This window comes from Anoxybacillus amylolyticus (genome assembly GCF_001634285.1).
In the GTDB taxonomy this organism is placed as follows: domain Bacteria; phylum Bacillota; class Bacilli; order Bacillales; family Anoxybacillaceae; genus Anoxybacteroides; species Anoxybacteroides amylolyticum.
On sequence record NZ_CP015438.1, the window covers coordinates 582,252 to 593,295 of the forward strand.

At 41.8% G+C, this 11,044-nt stretch carries 13 protein-coding genes; 9 read left to right on the forward strand and 4 right to left on the reverse strand.

Annotated features, from left to right (window positions below; translation table 11 throughout):
• Positions 1-67: 67 nt before the first annotated feature.
• Both GFC30_RS02890 and GFC30_RS17400 read left to right on the forward strand, forming a co-directional pair.
• Positions 68-1,237 carry a peptidoglycan-binding domain-containing protein gene (locus GFC30_RS02890; RefSeq protein WP_066322826.1) on the forward strand — a complete coding sequence of 390 codons (1,170 nt, stop codon included), beginning with the start codon at positions 68-70 and terminating at the stop codon, positions 1,235-1,237.
• The gene (locus tag GFC30_RS17400; RefSeq protein WP_231578564.1) at positions 1,234-1,581 is read left to right on the forward strand and encodes a hypothetical protein; all 348 of its coding nucleotides are present in this window, start codon (positions 1,234-1,236) and stop codon (positions 1,579-1,581) included. Before GFC30_RS02890 ends, GFC30_RS17400 begins: the two co-directional genes overlap by 4 nt.
• Before the next feature lie 426 nt (positions 1,582-2,007).
• Here GFC30_RS17400 and GFC30_RS02900 read toward each other — a convergent pair whose 3' ends face one another.
• Positions 2,008-3,078 carry a GGDEF domain-containing protein gene (locus GFC30_RS02900; RefSeq protein ID WP_066322827.1) on the reverse strand — a complete coding sequence of 357 codons (1,071 nt, stop codon included), beginning with the start codon at positions 3,076-3,078 and terminating at the stop codon, positions 2,008-2,010.
• A 188-nt stretch (positions 3,079-3,266) separates the two neighbouring features.
• On the opposite strand from GFC30_RS02900, the gene GFC30_RS02905 reads away from it, so the two are divergent.
• The 6 genes from GFC30_RS02905 (at position 3,267) to GFC30_RS02930 (ending at position 9,030) form a co-directional block, all read left to right on the forward strand.
• Positions 3,267-5,081, forward strand: a complete 1,815-nt coding sequence (locus tag GFC30_RS02905) for a pyruvate kinase (RefSeq protein ID WP_066322828.1) — start codon at positions 3,267-3,269, stop codon at positions 5,079-5,081.
• 64 nt (positions 5,082-5,145) lie between these two features.
• Positions 5,146-6,324, forward strand: a complete 1,179-nt coding sequence (locus tag GFC30_RS02910; RefSeq protein WP_066322829.1) for an HD-GYP domain-containing protein — start codon at positions 5,146-5,148, stop codon at positions 6,322-6,324.
• A gap of 109 nt (positions 6,325-6,433) precedes the next feature.
• Positions 6,434-7,138, forward strand: coding sequence for a dethiobiotin synthase (gene bioD, locus GFC30_RS02915; RefSeq protein ID WP_066322830.1), 705 nt, complete (start codon positions 6,434-6,436; stop codon positions 7,136-7,138).
• Positions 7,135-8,493, forward strand: a complete 1,359-nt coding sequence (bioA, locus tag GFC30_RS02920) for an adenosylmethionine--8-amino-7-oxononanoate transaminase (protein ID WP_066322831.1) — start codon at positions 7,135-7,137, stop codon at positions 8,491-8,493. The genes bioD and bioA overlap by 4 nt, the downstream gene beginning before the upstream one ends.
• A gap of 120 nt (positions 8,494-8,613) precedes the next feature.
• Positions 8,614-8,805 carry a hypothetical protein gene (locus GFC30_RS02925; RefSeq protein WP_066322832.1) on the forward strand — a complete coding sequence of 64 codons (192 nt, stop codon included), beginning with the start codon at positions 8,614-8,616 and terminating at the stop codon, positions 8,803-8,805.
• A 36-nt stretch (positions 8,806-8,841) separates the two neighbouring features.
• Positions 8,842-9,030: a hypothetical protein gene (locus tag GFC30_RS02930; protein ID WP_066322833.1), complete on the forward strand. Its 189-nt coding sequence runs from the start codon at positions 8,842-8,844 to the stop codon at positions 9,028-9,030.
• A gap of 36 nt (positions 9,031-9,066) precedes the next feature.
• On the opposite strand, the gene GFC30_RS02935 is transcribed toward GFC30_RS02930, so the two are convergent.
• Positions 9,067-9,390: a spore coat protein gene (locus GFC30_RS02935; RefSeq protein ID WP_066322834.1), complete on the reverse strand. Its 324-nt coding sequence runs from the start codon at positions 9,388-9,390 to the stop codon at positions 9,067-9,069.
• 13 nt (positions 9,391-9,403) lie between these two features.
• The gene (locus GFC30_RS02940; RefSeq protein WP_066322835.1) at positions 9,404-9,667 is read right to left on the reverse strand and encodes a hypothetical protein; all 264 of its coding nucleotides are present in this window, start codon (positions 9,665-9,667) and stop codon (positions 9,404-9,406) included.
• A gap of 169 nt (positions 9,668-9,836) precedes the next feature.
• On the opposite strand from GFC30_RS02940, the gene GFC30_RS02945 reads away from it, so the two are divergent.
• Positions 9,837-10,754 carry a proline dehydrogenase family protein gene (locus GFC30_RS02945; protein WP_066322836.1) on the forward strand — a complete coding sequence of 306 codons (918 nt, stop codon included), beginning with the start codon at positions 9,837-9,839 and terminating at the stop codon, positions 10,752-10,754.
• 29 nt (positions 10,755-10,783) lie between these two features.
• On the opposite strand, the gene GFC30_RS16350 is transcribed toward GFC30_RS02945, so the two are convergent.
• Positions 10,784-10,933: a YuzL family protein gene (locus GFC30_RS16350; RefSeq protein ID WP_084256169.1), complete on the reverse strand. Its 150-nt coding sequence runs from the start codon at positions 10,931-10,933 to the stop codon at positions 10,784-10,786.
• Positions 10,934-11,044: the final 111 nt, after the last annotated feature.

Genomic DNA, 11,044 nt, shown 5'->3' on the forward strand with positions numbered 1-11,044 from the left:
ACAATCATTTTGGCGAAAATTTATTACTATTGGAATTAGTGGATAAAGTTTTGAAATGGGGGGCTCAATGATGTACGTTGTAGATGGATTAGGTAGAATCTATTATCCCTCGAACTATACCCATTATTTATGGAATGGACAAACGCTAAAGAGAGGGGATCAGAATGATTATGTAAAAACATTGCAGTCTTGGCTTCATAAAGCTGGATTCAATCCAGGAGACATTGATGGAATTTATGGTGCAAATACAGAAAAGGCTGTGAAGGAATTTCAAAAGAAGGTTGGAATCACAGCTGACGGAATTGCAGGAAAACAAACCTATCAGGCTCTGCAAAAGTATGTCAAAACACAAACAACGATTTCCCCATTGAATTCATCAAGCAGTAGCAATGATCATTGGACAGGTCAAACACTTAGAGAAGGAAGTCGGGGACAAGCAGTAAAAGATTTGCAGGCTAAACTTCAAAGGTTAGGGTATAACATTGGAGCGATCGATGGCATTTACGGTAAACAAACAGTTGAGGCTGTGAAAAGCTTTCAAAAAGCACATGGATTGACAGTAGACGGCGTAGCTGGTAAAAACACTTATCATGCTATTGAGCAGACACTGCAACAAAAAAATTATTATGATAAAAAAACGGTTATTGAGAATAAATATAAAGCATTGGAAAACAAGGTTCATTCTAAAAACTCGACCTGGGAAGAAGTGGCGAAATCTTTAAAAGAAATTGCAAAATTAGGCTTTGATTTTATCATTGGGGATGATATTAAAACTTTATTGGATGGCAATGCTAGTACAATAGATAAATTGATTGCTTCCCTAAGCTTTATTCCAAGTGGTAAAGTTGTAAATGAGGGTGTTAAACTGAGTAAAATGGGGAGTAAAGTATTGCTGAGGCTTGATTTGCAATTTTTTGCTAGAGAAGCAGTACATTCTGTTATTAGATCTTTACCGGAAAATCCTAAAGATTTATTGAAGAGGGGATGGCAGGATGTAACTGATCCAAGAATGAAAGCAAATACTAAAATGAGAGAATATAAAGACCCTGTAACGGGTCTAAAAGTTAGATTTGACCCAGCAACGCCAGGAGCAAGTGGTTATGAAGGGAAAGATCATTATCATATATATAATCCTAATGCCACAGGAAAAAATGATATGTATTTGGACATAAATGGTAACCCGGTGGCAAAGGGATCAAAAGCTTCGCATATTGTGATTAATAGGGGGAAGAAATGATGAGAATATCTGATTTTCTTAAAAGATATAATTTACATGGGAGTTTAATTAATAATGTGGAATATGATTCCACTACAAAAAGAGTATCTCTTGAAACTGAGTTATGTAAATGGCAGCAATTTGATTATGACGAAACTAAAGATCCTGAAATGATTGAGGGATTCATTGTTTTTGAAGATGTAACATATTTTGAAACAGATTGCGTTAAAGACTTTGATGCTGATGAAATATTGGAAGTGGTGCTTATTTCCGCAACTCAATCGCTTGAAAAAGTTAAAATAGTAACCGATGGGGTGAACATCATCATTATTGAGGCAGGGAATGTAGAGTGGCACTCACTTTGAGTTCAATGCTTGAGGAAAAGACATTAAAATGTATACAGCGCATACAGTTGTATCGAACGATATTGCTTCATACAGTTTCGAGAAACAAAGGGAGGGTGATATCACATATGAAGATGAACCACCTCGCGAAATAAGTAAAGGTAGATGGTACGTATGGGACATATAAAGATGAAGTCAAGTGATGTGGTGATACTGGTGTGCTTCGTTATTGTTCTAATTATTGCTTATTTTGGCTAAAGAAAAGGCGGAGTGATCCGCCTTTTGCACTCAAAAATAATTTTGCACGAATTTTGCACAGTAAGAAAATTGAGGGGTTATAAACTTTGAAAAATCAAGGTTTTGAGGGTAGGAGTTTTACTCCCACCGTCTCCATACATAACGAGTTTAGACCCGCTAGACTATATGGCTAGCGGGCTTTCATTTGCTCTACTGCTTCTCCCAGACGACTTTGTTTCTTCCTGTTTGCTTAGCAATGTATAAATATTGGTCCGCTTGTTCGATTGCTTTTTCGATGCGGTTGTCGCAGTTGAGTGGAGCAACGCCGATTGATACGGTAATTGATGGGAGCGGCTGGTTGTCAACAGTAAAGAACGTGTGCTTTTCAATCTCTGTTCTTAGACGGTTAAGCAATTTTGCTGCTTCTGACTCACTTTCCGTAGAAATGCAGGCAATAAATTCTTCTCCGCCATATCGTCCAGCAATCATTTGACTAGGAGCAAACGATTGAATCATCTGTGCCAACCCCTTCAACACTTCGTCTCCATTTTGATGTCCATACGTATCATTGATGCGCTTAAAAAAATCGACATCAATCATCGCGATACAACGTCTGCGGTGTTTTGTATTGACGACTTCGACAAATTTACGCATGTTATACAAATGCGTAAGCGGATCATGGTCCGCATAAAAACGTAATTTTTGGATTAATTGAACGTGGTGGATGCTTAACCGAATGAAAAAATGCAATAACGTTGCTCCAAAGTGAAAAGAGAAAAAACGTAAAAGTGCAATCTGCTTGAATACTTTCCAGCCGGAAGGAACAAGAAAAATAATGGGCAGATCGGAAAGAAGCCAAAAAGCAGAAAATGCGAAAAAGCTATGAACATAAGTAAAACGTTTCATACTGTCCAACCGATGAAAACATAGTGCCAAAATGGTCGGCAAGATAAGTCCAAACACAATGCCCGGCACGGCACCGCTGCCACCCATCAGCCATCGCCAAATAGAAGCGATCACTAGTGCTGGGAGTGCATAACTTGGTCCGTGGAGCCATGCTAAAATGGTTAATGGAATGGTTCGCAAGTCGAACCGATACTCACCGATGAAAAGAGGCATATAAAACATACTGACGGTTGCTAGTGAAACGATGCTAATGTGGATCCACTGTATTCGCTTTTTTTTTTTAAATTCCCAATCGCCCTCACGAAAATAAAGCGTTTGAATACATAAATGCATTAATAACAATATGCATATATTAGATAAGATGGATTGGAGCAATGTTTATCACTTCCAAACGAAAGATAAATGATGACTTACTAAAATTATAAAAAAAATATTCATAAAAAGATAGAACCGTTTCGTCGATTTTCGACATTTACATTATAATCACAGTAATTTTGCTCAGCTCTTTCTACTTAATACTTTCCAGTGGCATTGAATATCCTATACTAGGGGTGAAGATAGATATGGACGGATGTCAAAGCAAAACGTTAGTCGAAATGTTGGAATACACGTATCAGGTGATTATCGAGAGAACTGTAAGAAAAATTAAAAAATTTCCACTTGTGTATCATGAAGAGAGTCGTGACAATTTACTCGCTTATTTATGTGCGAAAGAGGCAGTGTCCGAATCGCTCGTCCGCGCATTAGAAGAAGTAGGACTATCGCTTGTTGGATACGAGTCACACGTACTTTCGCGACTTGCGCTTTTATTGAATTGGTTACATCTTTCCCCTACTATAGAAACAAATGTCCACAGCATTACTTGCCGCCAAGCAGAAAAATTGATGAATGAACGAGCAAAAATTGCCTTAGGAGAAACGCGGAGTGATAGGCGAACGCGCATTATGGTTACATTAGACAGACGCATGATCCATCAACCAGAAATGGTGGAGCAGCTATTACTGCGAGGTATGGATATTGCTCGTATTAACTGTGCGTACGACACACCCGATGTCTGGAAGAAAATGATTGACTGCGTTCGCGAAGCGGAGGTGCGCCTAAAACAGAAGGGAAATAGAGAGAAGCGCTGTCGTATTTACATGGATTTACCCGGACCGAAAATTCGCATCAAGCGAGTAGTTCACGAAAAACGTCCATTAAAACTTGCTGTTAAAAAAACAAAGTCTGGTCATATGAAAGAGCCGCTTATCGGTCTTCTTTCCATCGGCAAACCTCCACATCTTGAGGATCCGAGCATAGCGTTTGTGATCGAAGCAACGGCGAAAGAAGGAGTTGTGCTGACGGTTGGAGACAAACTGTCGTTTCAAGATATTCGGGGGCGGAAAAGAGGATTACAAGTAATTGAAATGGTTCATCCAACTTGTGCCAAAGTTGTGTTGAAGAAAACAGCTTATTTACAAGAGAGAACCATTTTAACCTGTTCCCACTCTCATCTATTCGTTCGCTCGTTCATGCTTGTTCCAATGAAAGTTCCTGTTCAACAAGGAGCGTATCTCAAAATTTATTTTGATGAAGCAAGTTTAGAATCTTCTCCTTCCGATGTGGCCATTAAAATGACCACTACATTGCCGAAAGCGTTTCATAACGTTCGTGCCGGACATCGGCTTTTTATTGATGATGGAAAAATTTTTGCAATTATTCAACAAGTAACAGACAAGTACGTGGAAGCGAAAGTTGTTTCTACTGGCAAAAAGCCGAGAACGCTAAAGGAAGGTGCAGGACTGAATCTTCCTGATTCGTTCATTCATTTAAACGTATCTTCGATGACGGAGAAAGATCGCGAATATATTCCATTTATTTGCCAACATGCGGACATGATTGGACTGTCGTTCGTTCACACTCCAAAAGATGTCGCAACTCTTCAAGCTATTTTAGCGCAACATGACGCATCACCTATAACCGTCGTTGCAAAAATCGAAACGCGTGCTGCCCTTCACAACCTTGCCCGAATTTTATTGGAAGGGCTGAAACTGCCATCCTTTGCCGTCATGATTGCTAGGGGCGATTTAGCGATTGAAGTAGGATTTGAGCATATGTCGATTGTGCAACAAGAAATTTTGGCGCTTTGCCGTGCGGCGCATATTCCTGTGATTTGGGCGACACAAGTGTTGGAAAGTTTAGCTAAGAAAGGGTTGCCGGCACGTGCGGAAATTTCCGATGTATCGCTAGGGCAAACCGCTCAATGCATTATGCTCAACAAAGGAACCTATATTTTAGAAGCGGTGAAGATGCTTTCAAAAATACTGGAAAAAGAAGAAGCATACGAAAAAAGGGAACGAACGATCGCCCGTTACATGTCCCAGCAAGGGACGATGTAGTTTTTTTTCCTTTCTCCATTCGTTATAATAAATGGCAAATGGACTATTGAAGGGGATCACATGTATGGACGCTGTATATGAAATCAAAACGGTACGTGAACTACGCATGAACGATATCGTGTTGCATCCAATTTACCGGCTAGACGGGTTGCTGTTTGTTCGCAAATATAAAAGAATGACAGAATCTGTAATCGGGCATTTGCGTAAGCATTTCCCAGCAGACTATCCGCTGCTTGTTGTCGAGTCGGAAGAGAAATTACAACAATTTCACCAGTGGAAAGAAGAGCATGGGGAAGAAGCTTACGAACAGTTTCGCCATCTTTTAACGATTCATCAGCGATATACTAATCTTCCGCTCTCGATGGAAATGTACGATGAACAGCTTGCTAAACAAAAGCCCGTCACTGATGACGGGCAAGACCGTTTTTTTCAGGCGTTTCATCCGAACGTCTTTATGCCGATGTGGAACGTATGTATCCAAACGTTCGATTCGCCGCGAATGTTCCAGCGCATCAAACAATTGAATGAACAACTCAATCATACGATCGCTAATGACGAAACAGTTTTATCGCTCTTTCACCGCATGTATCAATATCATGATGTGCTTGCGGTTCATAGTGTCAATACGATGTGCCTTTCAATTATGATTGGCACGGCGCTTGAATTAAGAGATGATGAGCTGCTTGATTTAGCATTGGCGACGTTGTTTGCGGATATTGGGTTTACGGCAGTGTCGAAAGAACGGTTTATTCATTATTTAAATAGTGGCAAACAGAATGGAGAATTGATGAAAGAGCATTTACGGTTATCTGTGGAAATTATATCCACATCGCCGCACTGCCGAAGAAAAAGCATTATTCTTGGCATTCTCGACCACCATGAAGAATACGCAGGCACAGGACTTCCAAGCCAAAAACAAAAAGAACAAATTCACTTATTTGGACGCATTATTGCGCTTGCCCAACTATATGACGAATTAGTCGGGGGCTATATCAAAGAGGAAAGCCGCTTGTCGTTTGAAGCGATCGAAGAAGTATGGAAGCAAAGCGGCAAAAAAATTGATCCGAACATTTTACGCATTTTTATCGACAAATCGAGGGTCTATAAAGTCGGCGAATGGATTCAGCTGCCAACCCATGAACTAGGGGAAGTCATCGGTTTTAAAGATTACGTGCATTTTCCACTCCATCCAATTGTCAAAAAGCGCAATGGCGACATTTATGACTTATCGGCCCGACTATAAAAAGCGCCCCGCGAGGCGTTTATTATAATGTTAACCTAATAACAAAAACAGTTGACAATGATACTCCCTTCCGGCAAAATAGAAAACAAATACAAAGGGGGGATGTATTGTGGGGAGAGCGGTATTTATCACTGGAACGGGGACGGACATCGGTAAAACGGTCGTCACGTCGTTTTTAACGTTTGCGGTCGAACAAATGGAAAAGAAAGCAATCATTTATAAACCAATTCAAACTGGTTTGGCTGAAGATGGTTGCTCTTTTGCGGAGCGTTACTGGTACGAAACGAAAATGGGACAGAAAGCAGCAAGCTTATATTGTATGGAGCCGGCTGTGTCGCCGCATTTTGCTGCTCGTTTAACGAATACGTCGATTGACCCGGAAACGATTCAAGCGGAATTAGCTAAGTTAACTGCGCAATATGACGTCGTGTTTGTCGAAGGAGCGGGCGGGCTTGCCGTGCCGCTAATCGAAACAGAAGACGGTTTTTATATGACAAAAGATTTGATTCACGACTGTGGGCTTCCGATTGTGATTGTGTCGTTAGCTGGGCTAGGAGCGATTCATCATGCGATTACTACTGTTTTGTATGCAAAGCACCACGCATTGCCGATCATCGGGCTTTTCGTTAATCAATTGGACAGCCAAAACGACATTCATGTCGATAACGTCCGAACGCTTCAACGGCTATTGGATGTACCGCTGCTTACAACGCTCCCTGTCGTCGACCTTTCGCGCCAATCGCTGCAAGCACTTGCGAAAGCGTGGCTAGAAGAAGGAGAACAAACCGAATGGTTAAGGGGGTTAGTTGAGTGAAGTATCGCTACGAACAATTAGAACAATGGGATAAGCAGTACGTATGGCATCCGTTTACGCAAATGAAAACGTATATCGAAGAAAAACCATTGATTATCGAACGCGGCGAAGGTAGCTATTTGTTCGATGTGGAAGGCAATCGCTATTTAGATGGCTATGCCTCCCTCTGGGTAAACGTTCATGGCCATAACGACGATGAGTTGAACGAAGCCTTGCATGAACAAGTCGAAACGATTGCCCACTCGACGTTGCTCGGCTCAGCGAATGTGCCGTCCATTTTATTGGCAAAAAAGTTAGTAGAATTATGGCCGGGGATGGCAAAAGTATTTTATTCAGACACAGGGGCAGCTGCTGTCGAAATCGCCTTAAAAATGGCATATCAATATTGGCAAAACATTGATCCGGTTCGATACGCAAAGAAAACGAAATTTGTGTCGCTAAAAGAAGCGTACCACGGGGATACGGTCGGTGCGGTCAGCGTTGGCGGCATGGAATTATTCCACCGCATTTTTCAACCGCTCTTATTTGAACGAATCGAAGTACCGTCGCCGTACGTCTATCGAATGGACGAATATGGAGATGAAGAAGAAATCGTTCGTTACTGTTTACAACAGCTAGAAAACGTGCTTGCCGAGCAACATCCATCGATCGCAGCGATGATTGTTGAACCGCTCGTGCAAGGGGCAGCAGGCATTATTACCCATCCGACAGGCTTTTTAAAAGGCATCGAAATGCTTTGCCGGAAATACGGGGTATTGCTTATTTGCGATGAAGTCGCCGTCGGATTTGGTCGGACGGGGACGATGTTTGCATGCGAGCAAGAAAATGTGCTTCCTGACATCGTTTGCCTTGGCAAAGGGATTACCGGCGGATATATGCCGCTCGCCGCGACGCTGACAACGGAAGCAATTTATGAAGCGTTTTTAGGCGATATTACCGAAAACAAAACATTTTACCACGGCCATACATATACAGGGAACCAGCTTTCCTGTTCGGTCGCGCTCAAAAACATTGAGTTAATGGAAAAACGAAAGCTCGTCGCTGATGTCGAGCGAAAAGCGCAATGGTTAGCTACAAAGTTACAAAAGCTGTATGAACTACCGGTCGTTGGAGATATTCGCCAAAAAGGATTGATGATCGGCATTGAAATCGTCAAAGACCGCCAAACAAAAGAAACGTTTGCCCGTGCGGAGCAGTTTGAGCATCGAACCATTTTAGAAGCGCGGAAACGCGGACTCGTCATTCGCCCCCTCGGTCCGGTGCTAACGTTTATTCCGGTCTTGGCGATGACGGACGAACAGTTAGAAACAGCTATCGATATTTTGTTTGACTCAATTGCCCATATGATCTCCTAATAATCGCTGCCTATTTTGGTAGCGGTTTTTCTTTCTCTATTGGACATTCGCCCACGCCCTCCGCGTTTGTCCTACATATGTATAAAGTGTAACCATTACAACACGAGGAGGCATGTACTAATGAATGATCATTTACTTCGAGAGGCGCGAATTTGGCGTCCATGGGGGTTCGGCTTTTGGCGTCCACGCCCATTTTTTGGCGGTCCATTTTTCGGTGGTTTTTTAGGGGGATTGCTTGGTAGTGCGTTAATTCCACCGTTTTACGGTTATCCGTATTATGGCTATCCGTACCCATACTATCCGATTTGGTAACGAATAAAAAGTGACATCCATGAAAGGAGAATGTTTATGATCCGGCAGCACCCATATGAAACACGCTGGTTTTTTGGCGGTCCATTTGTCGGTGGATTATTAGGCGGGTTGCTCGGCAGTGCGTTAATCCCTCCGCTCTTTTACGGTGTTCCAAGGCCATACCCTCCATATCCGCCATATCCTGTGTACCCTCCGTATTATCCGTATGGAGGATACGGGTATTAACAAGCTTCCCCGTACGATTTGTACGGGGAAAGATGTCTATTGCAAGTTATGTTGATACGGAAATTGATTCGCGTACCCTTGAAATTGTTCGTATGTTTGTTGCAACTGTTGTTCATTGGCTGGCTCAAGCTTATACCAACCTTTGCGGAACATAAGATTGTACAGTTCTCGCTGACAGTTTTGTGTTTCTGTAAAAATTTGCAGTGCATCTTGATATAGTTGTTGATGGCTTGCTTCATGCAAAAACGTGCTATACGAAGAGGTCATATATTTTTCTGTCGTCAACATATCGTTCAAAAAATCGCGTTCGTTCATTTGCGGTGTTTTCGGTACTTGCTTTTCTTGATTTTGAATCGCCATTTTTTTCCCTTCCTTATTGTAGAGGTATAGTTGGTTGATTTTGCTGTAAATGTTGTAAAATGCGCTCATAATGGCGCTGGTGCATTTGCCCCGCTCGCTCCATCGCAGAAATGATTTCTTGGTCTTGGCATTGCGACGCAAAAAAGTGCGCTTTTTTCATCGCTAACAAGTTCCATGACATCATGTCTGTTAAATAAAGAGCATCTTTGGTCGAAATGATTTGTGGCGGCTGTGGCATAACTGCCTGTTGTGCCATTGTTTGTGGTTGCATTTGCATACGTCCCACTCCTTTCTAGGTTCATGATTCGGTTGTAGATTATCCGTTTTAGGAGAAAATATACATATGCCGAATTTTGTCGAAAAACGTATTCAGCGATAGGAAAACGTGGTACAATCATGATAGGGCTATTTTGAATGCGCTTGCAAAAGGAAAGGAGTAGCATACGATGGAACAAGTAATGCGCGACTTTTTTTTGTTTTTATCGAAAAATAAAACGTTAACAAAATTGGCAAAACAATACGGTTTGCGGTTTGGCGCTTCCCGCTTTGTCGCAGGGGAAACGATCGGACAGGCGGTAGAAGTGATTCGCTCATTAAATCAAAAAGGGCTTGTCGTCACGGTCGACTATTTAGGTGAATTTGTCGATAACGAAAAAGAAGCAAATGAAATGGCGAACCATTGCATCGAAGCAATTGAAACAATTGGTCGCGAACAGTTAAACTCGCAACTATCGTTAAAAATGACGTCGATGGGGCTGGATATTTCGAATGAACTTGTGATGCGGAATATGCGCCGCATTTTAGACACAGCAAAGGCTAACGATGTATTTGTGACGATTGATATGGAGGACTATTCGCGCTGCCAAAAAACAATCGATATTTTTAAGCAGTTAAAAACCGAATACGATAACGTCGGTACGGTGTTGCAAGCGTATTTATACCGAACGGAATCGGACATCGAAGACTTAAAAGAATACCATCCGAACTTGCGATTAGTAAAAGGAGCGTATAAAGAATCCGAGGAAGTGGCGTTTCCAGAGAAAAAAGACGTCGATGAAAACTTTAAAAAAATCATTAAAATGCATTTGTTAAACGGAAACTATACTGCTGTTGCGACGCATGATGACGCCATCATTGAATATACGAAACAACTCGTAAAAGAATATAACATTCCAAACACCCAATTTGAATTTCAAATGCTGTACGGCATCCGCCCAGAGCGGCAAGAACAATTGGCGCGCGAAGGCTATACAATGCGCGTCTACGTCCCGTACGGAACGGACTGGTACGGCTACTTTATGCGCCGTCTTGCTGAGCGTCCAGCGAATGTTGCATTTGTGCTTAAAGGGATGTTCCGAAAATAAAAAGGGTGCTCGAAAAAACGAGCGCCCTTTTAGTCTGCTTGCATATTTTGCTTTTTATATTGCTGGTTTTGGCTCGTTTTTTTCCCGCCGCCGTCCATTTCCACTGTCGGTCCGGCGTTCCCTTTGACGCTAGTGGCACTTACGCCGTTTTTGGAAGGGTTTTTTTTCATTTTTGCCATGTTTGTCACCTCCATTATTAGCATCTCCAAAAAAATGGGGATATGCGAGTAAAAAAATGTTAAGCTTATATATTGCGAAAATTTGCAACATACTTTATATTTAATATAAGA

Excerpts from the sequence above, each read along its gene's own strand:
- GFC30_RS02890 (WP_066322826.1), top strand. The coding sequence starts at position 68 with ATGATGTACGTTGTAGATGGATTAGGTAGAATCTATTATCCCTCGAAC.
- GFC30_RS17400 (WP_231578564.1), top strand. The coding sequence starts at position 1,234 with ATGATGAGAATATCTGATTTTCTTAAAAGATATAATTTACATGGGAGT.
- GFC30_RS02905 (WP_066322828.1), top strand. The coding sequence starts at position 3,267 with ATGGACGGATGTCAAAGCAAAACGTTAGTCGAAATGTTGGAATACACG.
- GFC30_RS02910 (WP_066322829.1), top strand. The coding sequence starts at position 5,146 with ATGGACGCTGTATATGAAATCAAAACGGTACGTGAACTACGCATGAAC.
- GFC30_RS02925 (WP_066322832.1), top strand. The coding sequence starts at position 8,614 with ATGAATGATCATTTACTTCGAGAGGCGCGAATTTGGCGTCCATGGGGG.
- GFC30_RS02930 (WP_066322833.1), top strand. The coding sequence starts at position 8,842 with ATGATCCGGCAGCACCCATATGAAACACGCTGGTTTTTTGGCGGTCCA.
- GFC30_RS02935 (WP_066322834.1), bottom strand. The coding sequence starts at position 9,390 with ATGGCGATTCAAAATCAAGAAAAGCAAGTACCGAAAACACCGCAAATG.
- GFC30_RS02940 (WP_066322835.1), bottom strand. The coding sequence starts at position 9,667 with ATGCAAATGCAACCACAAACAATGGCACAACAGGCAGTTATGCCACAG.
- GFC30_RS02945 (WP_066322836.1), top strand. The coding sequence starts at position 9,837 with ATGGAACAAGTAATGCGCGACTTTTTTTTGTTTTTATCGAAAAATAAA.
- GFC30_RS16350 (WP_084256169.1), bottom strand. The coding sequence starts at position 10,933 with ATGGCAAAAATGAAAAAAAACCCTTCCAAAAACGGCGTAAGTGCCACT.